We start from the raw sequence: 23752 nt of genomic DNA on the forward strand, positions 1-23752 counted from the left end.
ATCAGGCCGCATCCGTCGCAAGCATCGCCCCCACGAACGTGAGTCCCCACCAGAATAGGAGCGAGAGGGCGGCGACCCACGTCGGGACGAACGCTGACCGGCCCGGAACAGCGACGTACAGGACCTGATCGAACACGAGTCCGCGATACGCACCCGCCGGAGTCATGGAGAGCGCGCCGCCGAGTGTGCCCGTCGTGACGCCGGTGTCGAGCGCTGCAAACACCGCGAGGTCACTGCCGACGGTGAGGACAAGCAGCCCGGCGAGTGCGAGCACGAGTGCTCGGCCCCGGCTTCGGGCGAGCGCCGACAACAGGAACGCGATAGTCAAGGACGTGAGCGCGTACAGGACCGTCAGTGCGATGAATCGGATGAACAGGAACGGGGAATCGACACCGCGGTGGCTCGCAAACACCGTCGTCTCCGGTCCTGCAGTCGTCGCTACGTTGATGCCCAGCGCCAGCAACGGGACGACAACAATAGTGATCAACAGCAGGGCACGGCCCGCGTACACCCCGCCGACGTACGACCACGTCGAAAGCGGGTAGGTGTCAAGTATGTCGAGTTCTCCCCGGACGGCGGGGTCGGCGATGGCGCGATAGCCGACAGCGAAGGCAAGCGTCGGTACGAGGACTTCGACGGCAACGAGTGTATCAACGACGGTGGGAACGTAGCCGCCGGCGGGGCCGCCACCGGCATGAGCGAGCCCGAACAGGACAATCCCCGTGACCAGCCCGAGCGCAAGATAGGTGCGTGTCCTGACCGCACTGCGGACTTCCCGCACGAAAACGGTCCAGAACCGGTTGCCCTCCGTCATGCCTGCTCTCCCTCCGGTGCAGCGATAGTGGCTCGGTCCTGTTCCAGAAGCGCTGTGAACGTCTCGTGGAGCGGCCCGCCGGTCTGTTCTCGCAGAGAGTCAACCGACCCGGTCCGCACGAGGCGGCCGGATTCGAGCACTACCAGTCGATCAGCTGTCTCCTCGACGAGCGGCAGTTCGTGCGAGCAAAGAACCACGGCACGACCGGCGTCGGCAATCGACTCGATGATGTCGAATATCAGTCGGCTCATTGCCGGGTCGAGACCGCTTGCCGGTTCGTCGAGCATCACGATGGGTGGGTCACCGGCCAGTGCCTGTGCGATTCCCAGGAGGCGCGTCATCCCCCCGGAGAGCCCGGACACGGGACGGCCGGCCACTTCTTCGAGGCCGACACGTTCCAGGAGCCGGTCCGGGTCGTCGTCGACGAGGTCCGCGTAGAACGCGGCGGTCTCCCGGACGCTAAAGCCCGGCCGGAAGGTCGGCCGCTGGGGCAGGTAGCCCAACTGTCGTTCGGCCTCCGGCCCGCTGTACGAGACGGTGCCGCTGGTCGGTCGCTCGACGCCCAGAAGCACGCGCAGGAGCGTCGATTTCCCGGACCCGTTCGGGCCGATGAACCCAGTCACGGCGTCGGACGGCACGTCGAGTGACACCTCCGAGACGGCTGTGACATCGCCGTACTTCTTCGTGACCTCGTCCGCCGTGAGGTACGTCTCCCCGGTCATGCTGCCTCCTCCATCGAGGTCTCGTTTCGAAGATGCCTGACGGCCCCGGGGTTAGCAGGGTCTGTCAGGGGTGCCCTGTCGACGATGCTTCCCCGGCGAAAGCCGGGCGTGGTGCCGCGGAGCGCCCGGAGCCCCCGGACACTCGGTGCCGCCCTGAGGACGACCGCAGCGTCGGTCTGGTGGAGACGGCGGTCGACAGAATCGGTGGGCGAGTAGGACTGGGCCAACACCGGGCCAGTCCCGCCAGTGAGATCGTACGCGCCGCTCCAGTAGTTCCCCCTGCCGTCGTGCGTGTACACGCGCAGCGGCCCCGGTCCCGAGACGGCGTGGCGGTCGTTGGCGATGAAATCGTTCTCGGTGACGATGTTCGACGGGACGACCGTCGATGCTCGCACGCCGATGTCGTTCCCGTAGAGCACGTTGTGCTCGTACAGGGACCGGTCGGCGTTTGTCGACATCGCCTGGTCGGTGTCGACTACCACGTTGTGCGCGATATAGCTCCGGGACCCAGCTAACATGACGCCACTGCCGGAGTGGCGCACGTCGTTGCCGACGATGGCGTTGGCCACAGGGTTCGTCATGACGACGACGCCAGCGTACTCCTGTCCCCGGGCGACGTTGTCCGCAACGAGCGACCGGGAGGTGTACATCAGGTGGACGCCGAAGCGATTGTCCCTGAACGTGTTGTTCCGGACAGCGGTCCCGTCGGCCCGGTGGAGGTAGACGCCGTCACGCCCGCCGTTGAACACCGAGTCCTGCACGACAATCGGGCCGTGCATCCCGATAACGCCCATGAACCCGTCTTGCCAGTCTGCCGTCCCGTTGACCGTGACATTCTCGACAACCGCACCGGGTGTCCGCCGCAGAACGACGCCGCTTGCGGGCGTCTCGGCGCTGAGGTTCGCGACGTACAGTCCGGACGCGTTGCGACCGGTAACGGCGGCGTCGCTGTTGCCGTAGGCGGTCGTCACGGTTGCGTCCCAGGCGCTATCGCTGGCGTTCGTCGGATCACCGACCGTCGTGTTTCCGACACCGACGATGTCGAACCCGGTGACACCGACCCGGTCGGCAGTCACGGTCACGACGGTGCCGCTCCCACCCCCGTCGAGCGTCGCTCCGGGGCCGCTGAGGGTGAGTGGCTTGTCTATCGTCACCTGCTCGTCGTAGGTCCCTGCCGGGACGACGACCGTCGTGTTCGGCGGGGCCGCATCGACGGCCGCCTGAACCGTCGGAGCGTCAGTTCCAACTTCGACCGAGACAGGCCGGTTTCGGCGTTCTCGCGCCGCCTGCACAGTGGCATCGGCATTGCTTCGGCGCGGGCCGACCTGCTTTCGGACCGCCGCCGCTTGCTTGAGGTCGAACGAACGAGTCTTGAGCGTCTCCCAGTCGATAATTCGTCCGCCGCACGTCTCCGCGAACGCCGCAGCGTCGTCCCGGTCGGCGAAGGGAACCACCGCCGGACCGGACGGCACCCTCGCTGGCCCGTCGACGACGTAGTGGGCCTGATTGGCCTCGACCCAGTCCGGCGGTGTGGCGGTCCGGAGAGAGCCGTCATCGCCACACCTGACCGGCCGGTCACTGTAGTCGGAAACGTACACCACGAGTGGATACCCGAACTGCTGCTCGTGTCCCGGCTCCGTGAGCGCTGTCACAGCCTGACTGAGGCCGACGTAGCCGACGACGTAGCGGTACTGCGAGTAGAAGACTTGCGCGCGCGGAACGCTGATACTCCGATTCCGGGCAATCTGTTCGTCGGCCGCCGTAACACCGCGTTGCACGGTGTTGTCGAACGCCACCGGTTCGGGGCGGGCGCTGGTGGTGTCGACGGCAAACGACGCAGCGAAAACCAGTGTACTGAGAACTACCGCGAGTAGCGCGAAGACTTGCACAGTCGTCAGGGCTGGTCGCATCTACTGACACTACGATCGACACCCCATTACAGTATGTGGTGTGGCTCTCGAAACTGGCGGCGCACCCGCAAGCACGGTCAGCCGCGACAGCCCGAAAACAGGTCTGGCACTGTTCCAAAAGTGAAGTTATTGACACACTAATAAACTCGCACAGGTTTTACCGGTCGGCTACTTGTATATGCGTTCCGTTTGTTCGAAAGAGTAATGAGTGACAGTCAGGATCAAAACCCCCGGGCCGAGCAGACAGTCTGTCCGTACTGTGGCGTCGGCTGTACGATAGAATACGCGGGCAACGGGAAGGCGACCGGCACAGCGGGGCCAGTGAACACGAAAGGAGAGATCTGTCCCAAGGGCGGAGCCGCGTTCGACGTAGTCGAACACGAGGACCGACTGACCGAGCCACTGGTCCGTGAGAGCGGTCACTTCGTCACTGCTCCCTGGGAAACCGCCCTATCTCGCGTGGCCAACCGACTCGGGGAAATCATCGACCAGCACGGGCCAGACGCAGTCGAATTCTTCGCCTCGTCGAACTGCACGAACGAGGAGAACTACGTCTTTCAAAAGATTGCGCGGATGCTCGGCACCAACAACGTCGACAACTGTGCTCGCCTCTGTCATTCGTCGACGGTCGCCGCGATGAGCGGGCGCCTCGGTGCCGGGGCGATGACGAACACGCTCGATGATCTCGCAGAAACCGACTGTCTGCTCGTCACCGGCGCGAATCCGGCCGAACAGCACCCTGTCATTTTCCGTTCGTACTTTCTGCCGGCGATTCGCAACGGAGCTACGCTCATTCATATCGACCCGCGCGAGACGGACACGACCGATGCCGCCGACATCCACCTCGATGTCCGTCCCGGATACGACATCCAGCTCCTCAATTCGATGGCGAAAGTCGTCGTTGAGGAGGGACTCGTCGACGAGTCGTTCATCGAGGATCGAACGACCGGCTATACAGATCTGACAGCACATCTCGACGACGCCGACATCGAATCGGGTGCCGACGCAGCCGGTGTTACCCCGGAAACCGTCCGGGAAGCCGCCAGAGCGTACGCCGAAGCCGACAGGGCGGCGATTGTCACCGGGATGGGAATGAGCCAGCACACGTCCGGGACTGACAACGTTCACGCGCTGTTGAACCTCGCGCTGTTGACCGGCAACGTCGGTCGCCCGGGCACGGGCGTGAACCCGCTCCGTGGCCAGAACAACGTCCAAGGGGCCGGCGATGTCGGTGCGCTTCCAAGCGTGCTCCCCGGATACGAGCCCATTACTGATGCGGATGCCCGACAGCGTCTCGCCGACGAGTGGGGCGTCGAACCGCCGAGCGAACCCGGCCTGACGGAGACGACTGCAACACACCAGTTCGGTGACTCCGTCAAAGCTGCAGTCGTCTTCGGTGAGAACCCGGCTGTCACGGAACCGGACGCCAGTTCTGTCCGGGCCGGTTTCGACGACCTCGATTTCTGCGTCGTCATCGACCTCTTCGAGACAGCGACCGTCGACCACGCCGATGTCGTGCTCCCGGGAAGCAGTTGGGCGGAGAAGGCAGGGACGGTGACCAACACTGACCGGCGGGTGATGCGGATGCGGCCGAACGCTGACCTGCCCGGAAACGCTCGCCGTGACCTCGACATCCTCACCGGCCTCGGCCAGCGGCTGGTCGGCCAGTCAGACGCGTTCGACTACGACGGTCCGGAAGCGGTGTTCGAAGAGCTAACGCGGGTCAATCCGCTGTACGCCGGCATGAGTTACGACGGCATCGGCGACAGCTACCAGCGGTGGCCGTTCCCGGTGGACGCCGATTCCGGCACCGACGTTCTCCACACGGAGACGTTCGCTTCGGGCCAGCAAACCGCGCCGCTGCGCCCGGTCTCGCCGACGCCGCCAGCCGATGCCGTCTCCGGGGAGCAACTCGTCCTCACGACGGGGCGCGCGCTCCAGCACTTCAACAGCGGCGCGCTCACCCGCCGGTCGGAGACACTTATGCGAATGCGTGGAGAGGACGTGCTTGAGATCCACCCGGACGACGCTGCCGCTCGGGGTATCGAGGACGGCGATACTGTCGTCGTGGAGAACGACCGCGGAAGCGTGACAGTGTCGGCGGCCGTGACGGCGGCTATTCGGCCCGGGGTCGTGTTCTGCACCTTCCACTATCTGGACCCGCTCGCAAACGCCCTGACCGGCGATGCCCTCGACCCGGTCGCCGAGATTCCCGAGTACAAGCACTCGGCGGTGACGGTGCGGAAGGCAGGGTAGTGCACCGGTGAGAGACTGGTCGTACAGGTGGCCAATTCAAACGGCTTGCGGAGCGTGGTCGATGCGCCCCAGACACCAATAAAACAGTTTCTACGTTTCTCAATGCAGTGGATTAGTCGCAATAGTCATTCCTGTCGGACGCGTAGATAAATGCATGTTGGATAGTCGAAACAGTCGCAAACTCAGTGCAGCAGTCGTACTTTTCCAAGGCGTCGTGACTGCGCTCTTCCCGCAGATAAGTGTCAAATTTATCAAAGCCATGATCGGGAAGAACTTCGACAATGCGTCCGAGTTGCAGGTGAAGCCAGCGTATCGCCGGCAGTTGCGCGCGGTTGGCGTTGGTATGGTCGCCGCAGCCGGTACGGATCTCCTGTTGCAGAGTGCTGGGGAGACAGACGACGACCTCCCCGCAGCTGACGGGGGCGACGAGTAACACGGTCAACAATACGGTTAAATCTGGGTAGTCGCGGTCCTAAAGACAGCAATTCAAATCCGCCACACAGCCAGGCCTCGCAACTTCTGTCTAAAGGTACTGCTGTGTACACACTGGCCGTCGCCGAAGCAGGTGTTGGCGGCTGTGACGAAACAGCCGTCAGTGGTCGTGTCCCTCCATCACCATCGGGTGTCCGGTGGCGTACGCGCCCGGGTTCGAATCGAAGGCGTCTCTGCAGGTCTGTGAGCAGAAATAATACGTCGTCCCCTCGTGGGACGCGCTCGATCCCGCCTCGTCGGTCCGCATCCCACACACCGGGTCGCGGTACTGCCCGGGCGCACCGAGGCCGCGGCGGTACACGTACAGGAGAAACCCAGAGAGCGCGAAGGCGATGAGGTTAAGGTAGAACGTGTAGTTGAGCTGGAAGTACGTCTGCTCGGTCGCCGTCTCCCCGCCGGCCAGATCCGGGACGATGCCGAAGGCGTCGAACAGCAGTTCCATGAGGAAGCCGGTGAACGCCATCGTCACGAAGAAGACACAAAGGATGTACAGCATGACCTTCCAGCCGTAGTACTTCCGGTAGACGTTCAACACGGGGATCGTGATGAGGTCGGCGTAGACGAACGCGATGACGCCGGCGAAGCTGATGCCGCCGCCCCAGAGTGCGACGGCGAAGGGGACGTTACCCATACTGCCGACGAAGCTGACGACGGCGATGGCGACGCCCATGATCGCGTTCTCGGCGGTTACGAGCAGGCCATCACCCTGGACGAACAGCGTGTTCCACACCCACTGCGGGACGAAGACGATGACGAACCCGGAGACGAGAAAGCCCGCGATGACGTCCTTCCAGATCATCGACCACTCCTTGCGGTACTGGTTCCCGATCTTGTACCAGCCGCCCCAGGACAGCAACTCCTCGCGCCACCCGCCGCGACTGGACGTCGTCTGCAGGTAGGTCTCCATACAGCCCTCCGAGCAGAACTGCAGCGTCTCCCCGCCGTCGGTCGTGAGTGTGTACTCGTCTGTGCCCTCCATCCCGCATGTGGGGTCCTCAGTTGCGCCCGACGCTCGGTCACGCTCGTTGAGCGTCGTACGCACTTCGTCGAACAGGGTCTCGGGGAGTGTGAAGTGGACGATGACGGCCATGACAGCGATGAGGATGAGGCCGCCGAGGAGTTCGGCGACGAGGAACTCCCAGCCCAGCAGAATCAGTATCATCAACCCGAGTTCGACGATGAGGTTCGTCGACGCGAACATGAACGCCAGGAAGTTCACCGCGTGAGCACCTTTCTTGAACAACCCCTTCCCGATGGCGACGGCCCCGAAACTGCACCCACTGCTCGCTGCCCCGAACGCGGTCGCTTTGGTGAGGCCGGTCAGATCACCGTCGCCCAGCACGTCTGCCATTCGCTCTTTCGAGACGTAGACCTGAACGAGACTCGTAATCGTGAGGCCCATGATGATCGCCCACGCGGCTGTCCAGAGGAATCCGACACCGATACGGAGGGCTTCAACCACCCCGTCGATCATCGTGGCCTGCATAACGGTACTATCGTAGGGGTCGTCTTTTGCAGTTTCCCTTAAGATATCGTGCCCTATAGCCGGCTTCAGCTGTGGAAACAAGAATATAGGGGTTCGATTCACATGAATCTAAGGCGCAACCGCATTGAACTATGACCACGTACGTAACAGTAGAGGCGGACCCACGGAGTGAACATATATGCCTGAAACTACGGACGACACACGGCTGGTCACGATCCTGCTCCTCATCATTGGTGCCTTCGTCATCGTTCCGATGGTCTTCATGGGCTTCGGGATGATGGGGTTCGGGCCGATGATGGGCGGTATGTGGGGCAGTGGAATGTGGGGCGGCGGAACGATGCCGGGCTGGATGTTCGTCGTCGGAATCGTGATGCGACTCCTGTTCCTAGCCGCCATTATCGGCGGTGGTTACCTCGTTTACAGGGCCGTAGTCGGCAGTGAGAATGACTCGGACCAAGCGTTCGAAGAACTCAAGCTCGCCTACGCCCGCGGAGAGCTGACTGACGAGGAATACGAACAGCGACGGGCGACACTCGAACGCGATACGGAGTGATTTACCGTCTCTTTTTGATGCCCTCGATAGGCAGCTAGCCTGTCCAGTCGTTGCTATCAGTTCAGTCGTCACTGTCGACAGTTGCTTCGGTGCCGGCGTCGCGCACCTGTGTGGCTTCACTCTCCACGTTGACGCCTTCCCAGTCGTGGTCCGTGTGGAACCCCTCGCGTTCTTTCGCGCTCTGGGCGACACGGATGAACTCCGCCTTGTCGCGGGCCGCAACGATGGTGTGCCCGCCACAGTAAGAGAGTCCGGAGCGAATGCCGGCACAGAACTCCTCGGCCACGACAGCCACAGAGCCTTTGTACGGGGTCAATGCTTCGACTCCTTCGTCGGCACTGACGTTGTTCTGTTTGTCATCACGGTCCTCGGCCGCGGCGGTGGTCGCCATCCCTCGGGATCGCTTGTACCGCGTGCCATCGACTTCGACGACTGCACCGGGGGCCTCCTCCGTACCGGCAAAGAGGCTCCCGAGCATCACGGTGTCTGCCCCAGCCATCAGGGCTTTCACCGCATCACCGGACGTGCGAATGCCGCCATCCGCGCAGATAGTGACGTCCAGATCCTCGGCGGCTGTAGCACAGTCATCGACAGCGGTCAGCTGGGGGACGCCGGCACCCGCGACCTTCCGGGTGGTACAGTGGGAGCCGGGCCCGATACCGACTTTGATACAGTCGGCCCCGGCGGCGGCGAGGTCTTCGACACCCGCGGGCGTCGCGACGTTGCCGGCGATGATGTCGGTGTCGGAGAATTCGTCGGCGAGGGTTTCGACGGCATTGAGCGTCCGGTCCAGGTGTCCGTGGGCCACGTCGACGACGAGCGCATCGACACCGGCCGCAATCACGGAAGCGCTCCGTGCGACGTAATCTTCGTTGATGCCGACGGCCGCACCGACCTGTTCGTCCGCTGCTTTCACCTGCTTTACTTGCTCGGCCTGTTCTTCGGGCGTAAGGAACCGGTGCATCACCCCGAACCCGCCCGAACGCGCGAGTTCGATTGCCAGGTCTGCCTCCGTGACGGTATCCATCGCGGCGGAGACGAGCGGCGTGTCTAGCTCAACAGCGGGAGTAAGCGGCGTCGAAAGGTCGATGTCACTCCGACTGTCGACCGGTGATCGTTTCGGGACGAGAAGAACGTCGCCGTAACTCAACCCAGTACGTAAGTCGTTCATACCCCGCTAACGGAGCCCCTCCTAGCACAAAAGCATCTCGGATTGTAGATGCCCTGCACGTGCGCGGCCACGACTCGTTCCGCGTGGCTGGGTTGCCATTATTTTTAGGCTGGGCTAAAAATCGAAGGTTATTTGTTACTTTAGGCTGGGCTAAAATCTATGGCGAAGACAGATCCGGACGAAACGTGGTCGACACGGAGGGAGTGCGTAAAGTACGGGACCACGCTGCTGACCGCTGGCTCGCTCGCGGGTTGTTCTGGGGCTTCGAGTGAGGCCACCGAGTCAGGGGAAACCAAGGCAGGACCCGACCGGTCTTTTTCAGGGACGATGGCACCGGTCGGCGAACTCAGACTCGAGTCGAACCCGGAGACTATCGTCGGCGGGTGGGGATTCGAGGAGGACATCCTGACTGCACTGGGGGAGGCCGACAAACTCATCGCCGCCGAAGGCAACCAGTTCTGGTTTACCGGGTTTTACGACCAGCTTCCCGGCGTAGACGTGCCCGACCCCGAGTCACTGGAGTTGGTCCGGACAGACGACTGGTCGCTCCGAACGGAGATGCTCTACGAACTCGACCCGGACCTGTTCGCTACTGACCCGAACCGGTTCATTTCGTACTACGGTGCTGACGAGGGCGATATCTCCGAAATTACCGATTCGATTGGGCCGTTCTTTGGGAACGCCAGCCGCCGCAAGCGCGGCGACGACTGGCCCACATGGCCCAGTGGTGAGTCCTATCCCTACTACGATATCCCCGAATTCGTCAGCAGGTACGGGGCACTGCTCGGAAAGCCCGAGACAGCCGCTGCTATCAACACTCTCTACGAGCAGGCGCTACAGGAAATGCGGTCCCGGGTTCCACCGGAGTCCGACCGTCCGAGCGTCGGATTGCTCAACGCACAGATAAACCCCGACAACGAGGGGTTCTTCCGTGCCTACAACCCCAGAACCGAGATCGACAAGGCGTACGGGAAAAAACAGTACAGAGATCTCGGCGTTGTCGACGCGTTCGAGGGCGAGTACGGTGGCCAGTCCGGGATTCAGGTCGACTACGAGGCGCTACTCGACATCGATCCCGACGTGCTGGTGTTCCACTTCGGCGTCAATTACCGCGACTGGAACGGCGAGGATGCGCTGAGAAAGACGGTCGAGGGGATGCGTGATAGCTCGCTGGGGCAGGAACTCACCGCCGTTCAGGAGGACGAACTGTACGTCGGCGGGTCAGCCTATCAGGGCCCGATCATCAATCTCTTCCAGACGGAGATGCTTGGAAAACAGCTCTATCCCGACGAGTTCGGGGAGTGGCCGGGCGAGATCACCGCTGGCGAGCTCCCGGCCATTCCCGAGGACGAACAGCTGTTTGACCGCGATGAACTCGCCGACATCCTCGCCGAATCGAGCTGAGGTGCCGACTCACAGTGACGGAGTAACGTGTTGTACCGTTGCCGTCGGTGCTCAAAAACAGTGATCGAGGTACGCAACTGACGAGCGGGACGTTCCTGTTGAAGCTGTCACCACCTGCTCAGCGGTGCTGAAACGGTGCGCTGACTGACGCGGCACACGCTTCTGCGAGAAGTTACTTACCATCGGTAGCGGCCACGACAGAGACAGCAGTTTCACGCTTTCGTAAGCAAGTACGGCCAAACAGGTTTTGGGCTCCTGCGGGAAAGCGGACGGCGGGTGGCAATGGGCACCTTGTGTGCCACCCACTGCAGTCAGAGGCACGGTGGGTTCTGGACCCGAGGTATGGGTTGGAGGAAGTGGCTCAAAGGAGGAAGGGGCCCAAAACGGGGATCAGAACCCATGTCGGTGTAATGCGCCGTTTGTGATATTTTTGTGGTAACTCCTAACATAGTGAAAATTCCACGGAATACAGTCGTCAACGGGACGCACAACTCAGTCAATCACACGAAAGAATGGTACGTTGCTATGGGGGTGGGAGAAATGGGGTGCAACGTACCATCGGAAGTCGTCGATTTCGACGACGGATTCCAGCCCGAAGCAATCGTGTGGGCGAATCCAACGCGATTGGACAGGGCCCAGAACCCACCTAGCACCGATACGAGTGTATATAAAACGTTTGTGAAATCCCCACGCCGTCTGTTGGTTTTTATCGCAATCCACTCATTTTCACTAACTTATTCAACCACGCGCGAGACACATCTGCGTTCCAGCAGCAAAGGAATGGTGGGCAGCCGGGGGGAGTGGCGTGCAACGGCACCATTTGGAGTCGTCAACCACGACGACGGGTTCTGGACCCGGACCGTTTGACGAACGTGATCGGATTCAATGGGGGAGCGGATGCGGGGACCAGAACCCTATCGAATGGAACGGACTTGGTATGAAAAATCGTTGTGACGTTTTATCCCATTTCATTAGCTCTGCGATGACTGAGCTTCCGCAATCGCGGCATCGAGAGGTGGACGATACTCCCACACAGCCAGGGAGGAGCCGTTACAATCACCGAAGCGACCGCCGGTTGTTGGCTGTAGCGTTGCGGAGGACCACGGCACTGGCCGTGTTAGCGGAGATCACACGACGGAAACTACCCACTGCCCATGTGTCGTGGGGTCAAGTACAGATCGGACCCGACAGGTAACCCACTGCTAGTCGGGCTGGCATTCGTACTGTCGGCTGTAAGTCTGTGAAGCATTTCGCCACCTCGGGGTGGCGAATATCTTGAAATAGTTACAATCGACAGTATCAGCTAAGCTCCGGATCATTCCGCTTTGCTACAACGGACTATATCACCTCTGCAATCCTACCGAGAGACATGGAACAACAGTTCGTTCTCGTCCCCGGAGCATGGCTCGGTGGATGGTGCTGGAAGTACCTTCACCCACTGCTCCGTGAGGAGGGACACGAAGTATATACACCGACACTCACTGGCCTTGGTGAGCGAGAACACCTTTCACACTGTGAGGTCGACTTAGAAACACATATTACGGACATTGTAAATGTCCTCGAATACAACGACCTCACAGATGTTGTCCTCCTCGGGCATAGCTATGCGGGCCTTGTTGTGACGGGAGTGGCAGAGCGAGTTCCCGAGCGGCTCAAACACATGGTCTACTTGGATGCGCTGATTCCAATGAACGACGATCCGGTTTCAGCAGCTGAATTCTATCCACTGGACGAGTGGAAAACGATGGAGGCAGCGGCCGAAGATCATGCTGGCGGCTGGCCTCTCCCAGATGACCATTCGGGCTGGGTGGGTATCTCGGACGAGGACACAGAGTGGATGCGAGAAAAAGCCGTCCCGCATCCACTGGATACGTTCAGACAGCAAGTGAACGTCGGTACCCCCGACGTATCGTTACCCACCAGCTATATACTTTGTACCCAGAGCGGGATGGACGGCTCCACCCTCGATATGATTCGGCAGTTGTGTGAGCAACGGGAGTGGCAACTCGGTGAACTGGACACGGGTCATTGGCCGATGGTGTCGATACCCCAGCAACTGTCTCATCAGCTTCTTGAGGTTCATTAGCGAGCAAAGAGGCCCACATATGTTCCTGTGTAAGGTAAGGGTAGATTCGTATCAGCATCGCATGGCAAAGAAATGAGGAATCGTACCCACCCTGGCCGAGCCAAGAAATCTCGTCGAGGCGGGTACTCCAAACTGCAAGGAGACCGGTGCCGATGCGAAACAGTGAGTCATTCGATGATTTCGAGGCCAGTAATCTCAAATCGTGTCCCACCCATCGAGCTCTCGGTTACGCGAATATCCCAGCCATGTGCGTCAGCGACTCGTTTGACGATATTGAGGCCCAGACCAGTCCCCGATTCGGAAGTCGAGTAGCCAGCCTCAAACACCTTTTCGCGGTCCTCGACGGGGATTCCAGGGCCGTCGTCTTCGATGTAGAATCCGTTGGTGTCATCGAAGATACCGCCGACAACGACAGTGACATCCAGCCCAGCGTGATCGATCGTGTTCCTGAACAGGTTTTCCAGCAGATGCCGGAATTGGTCGGTATCCGCTTTTATCAGTGGCTGGGTATCGGCCTCGCAATCGCAGTGCAGTTCGGCTTCATCTGCAGGATCAGATACAAGTTTCCACGCCGCCTCGGCAGCGACTTCGATCGCAACAGGTTCCAGTGACCCGATTTCCCGTTGCTCCCGCGCTAGCCAGAGGAGGTCCTCCACAATGCGTTCCATCCGTTCAGTCGCTGTCTCGATCACAGCAAGGTGATCGCTCGAATGCGTTTCCTGAACGAGATCCAGCCGACCTCGGATGACGTTTAGCGGGTTCCGAAGGTCGTGGCTGACAGTAGCGGCAAACTGCTCTAGCTGTTCTTTTTGATCCTGCAGTTCCCGTTCACGCTTTGTCCGTGCGGATATATTTCGACCGGTGCCGACAAGCCCTATCAGGTTACCGTCCTGATCAGTCAAGCGGTCACCGGTGAACTCGTGGGGAATACGCTTCCCCGCTCCGGTAAGGAACTCCGCTTCGATGGTCGAGTGGCCCGTTGTGAGCGCCTCCTCAATCGCCTCGGAGACTCCCTCTCGTTCTTCTTCCGGAAAAAGACTGAGTGCGTCGAGATCAGAGATCTCCTCGTCGGCGTACCCGGCCAGCCTTTCGAATTGTTCGTTACAGCGCTGGACGTTGCCTTCGGAATCGAGCACGTAGAATATGTCGGCAAGCGAATCGAGCGCCTGATCGATAAATGTCCGCTCTGCACGCAGTTCGTCTCGGATCTTCAGCGAGTGCATGGCGTGTGAGATGCTATCCCCGAGTTCGTCGAGTAACTCCTGTTCGTCCTCACTAAAGGCAAACGAACGGGACGAATAGACGCACAGGAGACCGTACAGAGTGCTATTGTATTCCAGCGGAACCGCAGCGGTGCTTCGATAGCCGCGGTCGAGTGCCTCCTCTCGCCAGACCTCGAACGCCGGGTCATCTTGAATATTCTGTGACGTCGCAATACGTCGTTCTCGAACGGCCGTGCCCGCGGGACCTCGTCCGGTCGGGGAGTCGTCCGCAGTGACAACGATAGTATCGAGGTACTCGTCCTCGACGCCGGCCCAGGCCTGTGGCTCGATTCGGTCTGTGTCAGGCTCCTGCTCGCCGATCCATGCGAACAGGTAGGGCTCAGAGTCGCTAATGATCTCACAGACACGAGTTTTGATCTCCGAGAGCGAACTCGCCCGGATGAGCGCCTGGTCGATACTGCTTACGAGGTCGCGAACCCGTTCAAGTTCAGCAGCGCGCTGATTGGTGCGGTATTGTTCGACGGCGTTTTCGACACGGTTTGCGAGGAGTTCGTATCGTTCCATGCCGTGCCCTTTCCGCAGATAATCGGTTGCACCGGCGGCGATGGCGTCGCTAGCGACCGCTTCGCTCCCCTCACCGGTAAAAAGAATAAACGGGAGATCAGGGTACTCCTCACGGACGGTTTTGAGGAGTTCAATACCGTCTTTCCCGGGCATTCGGTAGTCGCTGATAAGACAGTCAACGCGAGTTGTAGCAAGGCAGTCGAGCGCTTCAGTAGCACTTGCTGCAGTTATAACATTGAGTTTACTGGATTGCTGTTCGAGTATTTCGGTTGCTACATCTAGAAAATCCGGTTCGTCATCGACATGCAGCACAGCAATACTCGACATCTCTGGCACAATATCGGATCTACCTAATTTCGGTTCATAAAGTTGCGGACCCAAATCTCAGAATATATACTCCGATACCGGCGGTGCCTGATTTGTGGTACCCGATGAACGAATAGGTGGCATCTGTGCCATCTAAAATCTGATTGGGATCTGCATCAGAAAGCCGGCTGTATCGTACTCGGGATATCACAGATAAGAACTGGTGCGCTCGATTCTTAAAAGCACGCTGCGTAGGTGTGATAATGACTTATACAGGTGGTGAGACGTCCGATTGTATTCACGTTCTGTATGTAAACGACGATAGTGACTTTGCTGAGTTGGCGGAGACGAAACTCGTGAATATCTCATCGGGCTTTGAAGTCACAGCTGTCGGGGCTGTGGAGGCTGCGCTCGACTTGCTTGTAACTTCGACTGTCGATTGTGTAGTCACGTCGTACTCGCTGCCGGACGGGACGGGAATTGATCTCTTAGATCGGCTCCAAGCTGAACAATACGAAATACCGACAATACTATTCACTGGCCGGGGAAGCGAGCGAATCGCGAGCGAGGCAACGCAGGCGGGCGTCTCCGATTACATTCCGCTCCATGCGGGCGAGAACAGTTTCGAGTTGCTCGGGCGCCGCATACAGACGCTCGTCGAGGCCGCTCGCAAACAAGCGGTCGCCGAACGACTGTCCGACCGCTTCCAGCGAACGCTGGAACGGGCAACTGACGGGATCTACGCCGTCAACGACGAGTGGCGTATCGAATACATAAACGAGAAGATGGCCAGACGTGTCGACCGCAATCCCGACGATATCATCGGTGCCAGTATCTGGGAAGAATTCCCCTCGATAGTTGGGACGGAACTCGAAGACAAATACCGAACCGCGATGGAGACCGGGGAACCGGTGTCGTTCGAACAGTACCTTGGCGAGCCGTTCGATTATTGGGTCGAAGTGCGAGTGTTCCCGGACGATGACGGTCTCACCATTTTTTCACGCGAAACTACAGCCGAGCGGGAGCGAGAGCTGGAACTGGAGCGCAGTGAGACGATCCTCGAAAACATCCACGACGCCGTGTTCGTCCTCGACGATGAAGGGACGATCGAATTCGCGAATGCGGCTTCGAAACGGCTGATCGCCGGGGACCAGTCAACGCAGATCGCAGGGCAGCAGTTGGAGACAGTTGTGGGCAACCGTATTTCTACGTCTGATACAGAGCAGTTTACATCTGCGGTCCGTTCGACGCTCAATGACATAGAAGGCGACGGAGGCGTCACGGGATTGTACGACGCGGACCTGCAACTCGATATCACGGCCGAGGGCGATAAACGGACGTTTGATGTTCGAGTGACACCGTTTCAGAGCAACAAGAGCAATCAAGCGCTCGTCGTTGCTCGGGACATCACGGAACAAAGCGACGTCAAGCGACAGTTGGAGCGCGAGCGTGACGCGCTCCGGGAACTCCAGACTGTCATGGCAAAGAGTGATGTCTCGGCCGAGACACGGCTTCAGGAACTGCTTGAGCTGGGGTGTCGAATGCTCGATCTCGAGATCGGAATCGTCTCACGCGTTCAGGGCGACGATTACACGGTCAAGGCGGTGCACGCACCGGAGTCCGAAATCGAATCCGGTGATCAGTTCGATCTCGAATCGACGTACTGCGAGGCAGTTATCGGGACAGACTCGGTCTGTTCGTTCGCAGACGCAGTTGCCGATGGGAGAGAAACCCACCCGGCATATCGTGAGTTCGAGTTAGAGTCGTACATCGGCGTGCCACTCGTTGTCGACGGGACCCGGTACGGGACGGTCAATTTTTCGAGTCCGACGACGCGAGTCGATTCCTTTGGAGCGCTAGAGCGAACGTTCGTGAAACTACTCTCAGAGCTCGTGAGTGCCGAGATATCGCGGGGGCGGGACCACGCCGACCTCCAGCGCCAGGAGTTCCTGTTCGAACGCGTGCAGGACATCGCAGACATCGGCGTCTGGGAGTACTTCCCGTCGACCGGGGCCCTCGACTGGTCTGACGGGGTCCGCCGGATTCACGGTGTTGACGACGATTACGACCCGGTGCTCGACGACGCGATCGAGTTCTACCATCCTGACGACAGGGAGACGATTACGACTGCCGTCGAGCGGGCAATTGCGGACCGAGAACCGTACGATCTCGATCTCCGAATCGTCCGGACTGGCGGTGACGTGCGCGATGTTCGGGCGTGGGGGGAACGCGTCGACGAGCCGCAGGATGACGAGCCAGTGATTCGGGGCGTATTTCAGGATATCACCGAGCGAAAAGCCGAGGAGCGCGCACACCGAGAGCTCGCCGAGGAGTACGAGGCACTGCTCGACACCTCCGGTGACGCCATCTTCATGCTCGATGTCGATACAGCCGGTGACGAGCGAGCGTTCGAGTTTGCTCGACTCAGTCCCGGCTACGAGTCACAGACCGGACTCACTACCGACGAAGTTCGTGGCCAGACGCCACGGGAAGTATTCGGTGCCGAGCGTGGTGCTGAGCTCGCAGCGAACTACACTCGCTGTGTCGAACAGCGTGCGCCAATCTCGTATCAGGAAGAGTTGGACATCGCTCCCGACGCACGGTTCTGGGACACTAGCCTCGCGCCAGTTATGTTGGGTGACGAAATCGTCCGGATCGTCGGCATCGCCCGCAACGTAACTGAACAGGTCAAGCGGGAACGCGAACTCGAAACGACGAACCAGCGACTCGAATCACTCATCGAGGCGACGCCACTCACCGTCATGGAAATCGACACGGACGGAACCGTCATCCGCTGGAACGACGGGGCCGAGAACATGTTCGGCTGGTCTCGGGAGGAGGTGCTCGGCGAGTTCAATCCGATGGTCCCGGACGAGCAGCAGGCTGAATTCGAATCCCACCGCCAGCGCGCACTGAGCGGCGAGCCGATTCGCGGCAAGGAGATACGGCGGGAAACGAAAGGTGGTGAGGTACTGGATCTACTTCTGTCGGTTGCCCCAATCACTGCACCGGATGGGGAAATAACGAGCATACTGGCCGTTCTGGAGGATATCACTGACCAGAAGCAGTTAGAGTCGAAGCTCCGATCACTGCAGGCGACTGCGCAGCGGCTCAGCGGCGCACAGTCGAGTGCCGAAATCGGCGACATCGCTGTCGAGGCTGCCGTCGATATTCTCGGGTTCGAGCTCACCGGGATCTGGGAGTCTGCCAACCAAGCCGACGAGCTCGTCCCGCTGACGGCGAGTGCGGCCACGAGAGAACTGCTCGGTGAGCTCCCGCGGCTGGAGTCCGGAGAGGCGCTTGCGTGGGAGGCGTTCGAGGCGTCGGAGTTGCGTAAATACGACGATCTCCAGTCCGAAGTAACACTCGGCAAGGCCGACGCACAACTCAGGAGCGGCCTGTTCGTTCCTCTGGGCGAGTTTGGGCTTATCGGCGTCGGAACGACACAGGAACAGACGTTCTCTGATACAGACGTGGACCTGTTCCAGATACTGGGTGCGACTGTCGAGGCGGCATTCACACGCGCAAGCCGGGAAACCGAACTGCAGCGGCAAAACGAGCGGCTCGACGAATTTGCCAGTGTCGTCGCCCACGACCTCCGGAACCCGCTGTCCATCGCCATCGGGTTTCTCGACATCGTCGAGGAGACGGGCGACCTCAGTTACCTAGAGCGGATCGAGGCGGCACACGACCGCATGGAGCAGTTGATCGACGACCTCCTGACGCTGGCACGCGGTGAGACCACAATCACGGATACGAAACAAATCGATCTCAAGACCGTGACGACGGAGGCGTGGGGGTACGTCGACACCGCTGACGCAACGCTGACAGTTGCTGAGGCGGTCCCGACAGTGGCTGGTGACGCCGGCCGGTTGACGCAACTGTTCGAGAACCTCTTCAGGAACGCTATCGAGCATGGTGGGGACGCCGTCACCGTAACCGTCGGGCAACTAGACAGCCCTGACGGGTTCTACGTCGCGGACGACGGCGACGGGATTCCGCCGGCAAAGCGTGAGGAAGTACTGGAACACGGCGTGACGTCTACCAAAGGAGGGACTGGCTTCGGACTTTCAATCGTGGCGGACATCGCCAAAGCGCACGGCTGGACCGTCCGTGTGACGGAGAGCACTGCTGGTGGGGCACAGTTCGAGTTCCGCTACTGAGGGAAGCGGTGGTCGCGGTTTCTCGGCATCGACAGTGGTGGAACCCGTAATGGAACCGACAGAACCAGTGCTACGGCCAGAGCCCACGCGCTTCGTGGGCCTCCGCGATACGGGACAGGGCAACGATGTACGCCGCATCGCGCCACGTAATGTCGCGGTTTTCGAACTCCGTCCGGACGGCGTCCCAGGCCGCCCGCATCTCTTCGTCGAGTTCGTCGTTCACGCGCTCAAGTGACCACGACCGACGGTTGATGTCCTGTAGCCACTCGAAGTAGCTCACCGTGACGCCACCGGCGTTCGCCAGGATATCCGGAATCACCATGACATCTCGGTCAGCGAGGATGGAGTCAGCGGTGGACGTGGTCGGGCCGTTTGCCCCTTCCACGACGAAATCCGCGGCGATGTCGTCCGCGTTGGCCTCAGTGATGACGTTCCCGAGTGCAGCCGGGATGAGGACGTCGACGTCCAGCGTCAGCAGCTCGTCGTTCGAAATCACGGTGTCGGCGTACTCGGTGACCGCCTCCGGTTCCTCGTCGTGTGATGGCACTGTCGCCGTATCGATACCGGCGGGGTCGTACATTGCCCCGTTCACGTCGCTGATCGCGACGACAGTCGCGCCCTGTTCGTCGAGCAACCGTGCGGCATTCGCACCGACACTGCCGTAGCCCTGTACTGCGACCGTGGTCTCTGACAGCGGCTGGTCGTAGTACTCACAGACCAACTGTGTGATAATCGCCACGCTCCGACCGGGCGCGTCCTCGCGTCCCTTGCTCCCACCGACAATCGGCGGCTTTCCGGTGACGACACCCGGAATCGTCTCGCCTTCTTGCATGGAGTAGGCGTCCATCAGCCAGGCCATCGTCTGTGGGTCCGTTCCCATGTCCGGGGCGGGAATGTCCAGGTTCGGGCCGATGACTTTGCGGAGTTCCTGTGCGAACCTACGGGTGAGCCGTTCTTTCTCGTCTCGGCTCAACGTTTTCGGGTTGACGGCGATACCCCCTTTGGCGCCGCCGAATGGGAGGTCCATCACCGCGCATTTCCAGGTCATCCAGATCCCGAGTCCGACGCATTCGTCCCTCGTCACGTCAGGGTGATAGCGAAGCCCGCCCTTGTACGGCCCCCTGACGCTATCGTGCTGGGCTCGATACCCGGTGAACACTTCGACTGTGCCATCGTCCCGCTCAATCGGAACGGTGACTTCGTGGACGTTTCGCGGGTGGTTCAGTCGCTCGACGATGTTCGGGTCGATATCGAGGTGGTCCGCGGCTCGGTGGAGTTGTAGACGGGCTGTTTCCAGCGCTGATTCGGGCTCGGACGGCGTCGACGAGTCTTCCGAAGGAGAAGCGGGGCTCAGTTCCGATCCCATCGTTATTCCAACGGTGTCAGTCGGTTGCGCATTTCACCGCCACAGTCCTGACAATTCTCCGGTTGGCTCTCTGCAGTGATGACTTTGCCACACGCAAAGCACTCGTACGGTGTCGCCTCGTCGTGGTCTTGCTCTACATCTCTCATGTGTATTCACGAGTGACGGTGTCCGACCGCCAGTACTCGATTAAGGAATAGAAGGACATCAAAGGAATATTCAGAGGTTAAACAAAGAAGCAGGAGTTGATTAGGTTGTTTATTATTGAACCCCGTTCACGACTCCAGACCCGAGACACTCCGGTCTTCGAACAGTGTGGTGAACAGCTTCCGCTGGACAGTCCGGACGTGCTGGTAGAACGCCGGCGGAGAGATTTCGAGCATCGTCGCGATGTCCTCGCCGGACTTCGTGCGCGGTGACTCGAAATAGCCACTGTAGTAGGCGGTCTGAATCACTTCGAGCTGGCGCTCCGTGAGGTCCGTGAGGAACTCCGAACTCCGGTCCTGCTCGATACCCCGTTCGAGCGTCTCCTTGCGCTTGAGTTCGACGCCGGAGAACGTGCTGTCGACCAACTGTGCGATGTTTCGAACGTCGACGCTCTGTGGCACATCGACGACGAGTGTCGTCCCGTCCGGGTCTGCGGTCGCTTCCCGGAAGATAGCGCCGTGGTCGGCCAGTTCTAAGGCGAGGAACGGCTGTGACAACTCCAGCCGCAGGACGCCGCTCTCGGTGTCGTCGTCACTGATCTGTGTCACGTCGTCAATCGACGTCATGTCCGCCGCAGCCGCCGCGACCGTTTGCACGTCAGCGTCTTCGACCGTGACGAACACGCTGTTACCAGCCGGCGCGTGCTGGATGCCGCCCTCGTAGGAGAGGGTACACCCCGCCGACCGGGCGAGTCTCGACAGGAGGAATCGCTCGTCATCGATGTCGAACTCGACGCGGGTCACTGACGTCGTGAGCAGCGCGTGTTTCCGTTCGATAGCACTGAGCGCCGAGGCGATTGTCTCGCCGAGTTCGCGCAACACTGTGCGCGTTGTCTCGTCGAACGCGTCTTTCGTGTCCGCGTAGATGGTGAGGATGCCGTGCCTGAGATCGTTGTACACCAGCGGGATGCTCAGCACCGAGAGGAAGTCACGCGTGAGCGCGTCCGACCGCCACGGCGCGTTCCGGAGGTCAGCGGCGACGTTGGGGATCATCGTCACCTCGCCGGTCGCAGCCGTCCGGCCGGCGGGCTCGGTCTCGGAGTCCGCGACGGTGATTGGCTGACTGTCGAGATACCCCTGTTCGTTGCCTGCCCACGCTCGCGTTTCGACGGTATTACCGCCCGGATCGACGCTGCCGATCCACGCGAACTTGAATCGGTCCGTGTCAGTCAGCCGTTCGCAGACGGTGTGGTTGATCTCTTCCTGTGTTTCGGCGCTGACGATCGTCTGATCGATCTCCCGAATCGTGTTGTTGATGTGATTCAGGGCGGTCAGTTGCTCGTTTTGCCGCTGGAGTTCGCGATCCTGTTCCCGGAGCTGGGATTCCCTTACCACTCGATCAAGGGCAGCCTCGGCGGTCGCCGCGAGCAGGTCGGTGAGTTCCTGTGTGACGTCGTCGAACACCCCGACGGCTGTCGAGCCGCTGACGAACACGCCGTGGTTGCCCAGCGGAATGAACATGACGCTCCGGAGGTCGGTCGCCCGGTTTTCCAGTCGGTCCGACGTGTGGACGTCGTCGAACACGAGTGTCTCGTCGTTGACGAAGCTGTGGCTCGGAAGCGTGTCGTCGTTCGTGCGGACGGCCGGCAGCGGCCCGTGGTGTTCGGTCATCGCCTGTGACTGTGTGACAGGCTGGAGTTCGTTCGTCTCGACGTCGTGCAGGTAGATGGCACTCGCGGAGACGTCGAACACACTGAGCACGTCATCGACGATGTGGTGGGCAATCTCCTGATCGGTCTCCGTGTAGAGGAACTTCCGTGCGGTTTCCTGCAGCGTCGCCAGCGCTTCCTCGCGCTGTTTCCGTTTCGTGATGTCCCGACAGCTGTACAGCAGTGTCCCGCCCTGAATCTCGACTTCGCGGACGTTGACCAGCAGCGTGTGCTCGTGGCCCGCTTTGTCGGTGACGGTACACTCGATGTTCTTGAGAACGCCCTTCTCGGCGAGTTCAGCACGGTCGAACAGGTCCTCACCGAGGAGCGTGTCGATCGGTTCCTGCTCGCGGATCTCGTCGTCGGTGTAGCCGAAGATGAAGTGGACGTTCGGGCAGACGTAGGTGTACTCACCGTCCTCGTTCGTCATGAGGACGGTGTCGGTCATGTTGCTGAGCGTGACCCGGTGGAGTTCCTCGGACTGGCGGAGGTCACGGTCGAGAGTGACCTGCTCCGTGATGTCTATCCCTTCGATCACGATCGAGGTGACGTCGCCGAAGTCGTTCTCGACCGGCCGAACCGAAAGCTCGATAACGCGGTCCGTGGCCGTGGTCGGCCGGTGAACGACCGCGTTCCCGAACTGCCCGTCGCGTGCGGCCTCCACGAGCTGCCGGATATCGCGTTCGGTCGCCTCGGACTGTGCCCACCACGGCAGCGTCCAGAACAGGTCACCGATGACCGCGTCCACGTCCTCGTCGATCATCGCCCGTCCCGTCTGATTCACACGGGCGAGCGAGCCATCCGGGTCGAGGACCCAGGTGGCCGTCTGTGTGTCGTGAAAGACGGCGTCGAACTGCCGCGCCCGTTCGCGCTGTGTGATCGCTCGCCGAGCGGACTGGAGCGCGTTCCCGGTTCGCTGGATCAACTCGTCTATCCGCAGGCCCTCCGGCCCTGTGAGGGGAACGTAGTCGGAAACGCCGGCCTGGATTGCCTCGCTCGCCAGGGCCTCGCTGCCGTCCGTGGTTCCGAGGACGACCGGGAGATCCGGAGCCGAATCCCGGAGCTGTCGGACCAGATCAGTGCCACTCCCGTCGTCGAGTGTCTCGCCCGTGACGAGACAGTCGACCGAGCGCTGCCGAACCGTATCCAGAGCGTCCGATGGCGTCCCAGCGGTGAGAATAGTGGCCTCGGTGCTCGCGCTGAGAGCGTCTGAGAACCGCTCGGTCCAATTCGCCGAACCGACGACGAGAACCTGGGCCGTGTGGAGTGGACTCCCGGCGTCGCTCATCTGATTCTCCCAGGCACAGAGCTATCACTGAGACCACTGGCGCTATGCGTAGACGCTCGTTCGAGTTGTCGCCACCCGTCGGGAACGGGATGTTTC

15 protein-coding genes are annotated in these 23752 nt (G+C 60.6%); 6 read left to right on the forward strand and 9 right to left on the reverse strand.

Annotated elements, in window-relative coordinates; translation table 11 throughout:
* Position 1: 1 nt before the first annotated feature.
* The 3 genes from SG26_RS17820 to SG26_RS17830 are packed head-to-tail and all read right to left on the reverse strand — an operon-like array spanning position 2 to position 3446.
* Positions 2-814 (reverse strand): ABC transporter permease, encoded by an 813-nt coding sequence (locus tag SG26_RS17820; protein WP_050038370.1) that lies wholly within the window; start codon positions 812-814, stop codon positions 2-4.
* A complete protein-coding gene (locus SG26_RS17825; protein ID WP_050038371.1) occupies positions 811-1536 on the reverse strand; it encodes an ABC transporter ATP-binding protein in 726 nt (241 codons plus the stop codon). Before SG26_RS17825 ends, SG26_RS17820 begins: the two co-directional genes overlap by 4 nt.
* Entirely contained in the window at positions 1533-3446 is a 1914-nt protein-coding gene (locus tag SG26_RS17830; RefSeq protein ID WP_050038372.1) for a NosD domain-containing protein, read from the reverse strand. Before SG26_RS17830 ends, SG26_RS17825 begins: the two co-directional genes overlap by 4 nt.
* Positions 3447-3650: 204 nt before the next feature.
* Here SG26_RS17830 and fdhF point away from each other — a divergent pair, with 204 nt between their 5' ends.
* Both fdhF and SG26_RS17840 read left to right on the forward strand, forming a co-directional pair.
* Positions 3651-5702, forward strand: a complete 2052-nt coding sequence (gene fdhF, locus SG26_RS17835) for a formate dehydrogenase subunit alpha (protein ID WP_050038373.1) — start codon at positions 3651-3653, stop codon at positions 5700-5702.
* A gap of 154 nt (positions 5703-5856) precedes the next feature.
* Entirely contained in the window at positions 5857-6135 is a 279-nt protein-coding gene (locus tag SG26_RS17840) for a hypothetical protein (protein WP_050038374.1), read from the forward strand.
* Between the two features lie 159 nt (positions 6136-6294).
* On the opposite strand, the gene SG26_RS17845 is transcribed toward SG26_RS17840, so the two are convergent.
* Positions 6295-7680 carry a permease gene (locus tag SG26_RS17845; protein WP_050038375.1) on the reverse strand — a complete coding sequence of 462 codons (1386 nt, stop codon included), beginning with the start codon at positions 7678-7680 and terminating at the stop codon, positions 6295-6297.
* Between the two features lie 178 nt (positions 7681-7858).
* Here SG26_RS17845 and SG26_RS17850 point away from each other — a divergent pair, with 178 nt between their 5' ends.
* A complete protein-coding gene (locus tag SG26_RS17850; RefSeq protein ID WP_007188436.1) occupies positions 7859-8233 on the forward strand; it encodes an SHOCT domain-containing protein in 375 nt (124 codons plus the stop codon).
* Positions 8234-8294: 61 nt separating this feature from the next.
* Here the strand turns inward: SG26_RS17850 and SG26_RS17855 are convergent, their stop codons facing one another.
* On the reverse strand, positions 8295-9404 hold the full coding sequence (locus SG26_RS17855) for a guanosine monophosphate reductase (RefSeq protein WP_050038376.1): 1110 nt from the start codon (positions 9402-9404) through the stop codon (positions 8295-8297).
* 159 nt (positions 9405-9563) lie between these two features.
* On the opposite strand from SG26_RS17855, the gene SG26_RS17860 reads away from it, so the two are divergent.
* Both SG26_RS17860 and SG26_RS17865 read left to right on the forward strand, forming a co-directional pair.
* Positions 9564-10808: an ABC transporter substrate-binding protein gene (locus SG26_RS17860; RefSeq protein WP_014031033.1), complete on the forward strand. Its 1245-nt coding sequence runs from the start codon at positions 9564-9566 to the stop codon at positions 10806-10808.
* 1369 nt (positions 10809-12177) lie between these two features.
* Positions 12178-12894, forward strand: a complete 717-nt coding sequence (locus tag SG26_RS17865; RefSeq protein WP_014031032.1) for an alpha/beta fold hydrolase — start codon at positions 12178-12180, stop codon at positions 12892-12894.
* A gap of 167 nt (positions 12895-13061) precedes the next feature.
* Here the strand turns inward: SG26_RS17865 and SG26_RS17870 are convergent, their stop codons facing one another.
* Positions 13062-15008, reverse strand: coding sequence for a response regulator (locus tag SG26_RS17870; protein WP_050038458.1), 1947 nt, complete (start codon positions 15006-15008; stop codon positions 13062-13064).
* A 242-nt stretch (positions 15009-15250) separates the two neighbouring features.
* On the opposite strand from SG26_RS17870, the gene SG26_RS17875 reads away from it, so the two are divergent.
* The gene (locus SG26_RS17875; RefSeq protein WP_050038377.1) at positions 15251-19150 is read left to right on the forward strand and encodes a PAS domain-containing protein; all 3900 of its coding nucleotides are present in this window, start codon (positions 15251-15253) and stop codon (positions 19148-19150) included.
* A 70-nt stretch (positions 19151-19220) separates the two neighbouring features.
* Here the strand turns inward: SG26_RS17875 and gdhB are convergent, their stop codons facing one another.
* The 3 genes from gdhB to SG26_RS17885 all read right to left on the reverse strand — a co-directional run bounded on the left by gdhB (position 19221) and on the right by SG26_RS17885 (position 23656).
* Positions 19221-20516: a glutamate dehydrogenase GdhB gene (gene gdhB / locus SG26_RS17880; RefSeq protein WP_014031029.1), complete on the reverse strand. Its 1296-nt coding sequence runs from the start codon at positions 20514-20516 to the stop codon at positions 19221-19223.
* Positions 20517-20518: 2 nt separating this feature from the next.
* Entirely contained in the window at positions 20519-20662 is a 144-nt protein-coding gene (locus SG26_RS21240; RefSeq protein WP_014031028.1) for a rubrerythrin-like domain-containing protein, read from the reverse strand.
* Between the two features lie 126 nt (positions 20663-20788).
* Positions 20789-23656: a bacterio-opsin activator domain-containing protein gene (locus SG26_RS17885; protein ID WP_050038378.1), complete on the reverse strand. Its 2868-nt coding sequence runs from the start codon at positions 23654-23656 to the stop codon at positions 20789-20791.
* Positions 23657-23752: the final 96 nt, after the last annotated feature.

Origin of the sequence: Haloarcula sp. CBA1115 (assembly GCF_000827835.1) — an archaeon.
GTDB classification, from domain to species: Archaea; Halobacteriota; Halobacteria; order Halobacteriales; family Haloarculaceae; genus Haloarcula; species Haloarcula hispanica.

Coding starts and splice junctions, on each gene's coding strand:
- SG26_RS17820 (WP_050038370.1), bottom strand. CDS start 814: ATGACGGAGGGCAACCGGTTCTGGACCGTTTTCGTGCGGGAAGTCCGC.
- SG26_RS17825 (WP_050038371.1), bottom strand. CDS start 1,536: ATGACCGGGGAGACGTACCTCACGGCGGACGAGGTCACGAAGAAGTAC.
- SG26_RS17830 (WP_050038372.1), bottom strand. CDS start 3,446: ATGCGACCAGCCCTGACGACTGTGCAAGTCTTCGCGCTACTCGCGGTA.
- fdhF (WP_050038373.1), top strand. CDS start 3,651: ATGAGTGACAGTCAGGATCAAAACCCCCGGGCCGAGCAGACAGTCTGT.
- SG26_RS17840 (WP_050038374.1), top strand. CDS start 5,857: ATGTTGGATAGTCGAAACAGTCGCAAACTCAGTGCAGCAGTCGTACTT.
- SG26_RS17845 (WP_050038375.1), bottom strand. CDS start 7,680: ATGCAGGCCACGATGATCGACGGGGTGGTTGAAGCCCTCCGTATCGGT.
- SG26_RS17850 (WP_007188436.1), top strand. CDS start 7,859: ATGCCTGAAACTACGGACGACACACGGCTGGTCACGATCCTGCTCCTC.
- SG26_RS17855 (WP_050038376.1), bottom strand. CDS start 9,404: ATGAACGACTTACGTACTGGGTTGAGTTACGGCGACGTTCTTCTCGTC.
- SG26_RS17860 (WP_014031033.1), top strand. CDS start 9,564: ATGGCGAAGACAGATCCGGACGAAACGTGGTCGACACGGAGGGAGTGC.
- SG26_RS17865 (WP_014031032.1), top strand. CDS start 12,178: ATGGAACAACAGTTCGTTCTCGTCCCCGGAGCATGGCTCGGTGGATGG.
- SG26_RS17870 (WP_050038458.1), bottom strand. CDS start 15,008: ATGTCGAGTATTGCTGTGCTGCATGTCGATGACGAACCGGATTTTCTA.
- SG26_RS17875 (WP_050038377.1), top strand. CDS start 15,251: ATGACTTATACAGGTGGTGAGACGTCCGATTGTATTCACGTTCTGTAT.
- gdhB (WP_014031029.1), bottom strand. CDS start 20,516: ATGGGATCGGAACTGAGCCCCGCTTCTCCTTCGGAAGACTCGTCGACG.
- SG26_RS21240 (WP_014031028.1), bottom strand. CDS start 20,662: ATGAGAGATGTAGAGCAAGACCACGACGAGGCGACACCGTACGAGTGC.
- SG26_RS17885 (WP_050038378.1), bottom strand. CDS start 23,656: ATGAGCGACGCCGGGAGTCCACTCCACACGGCCCAGGTTCTCGTCGTC.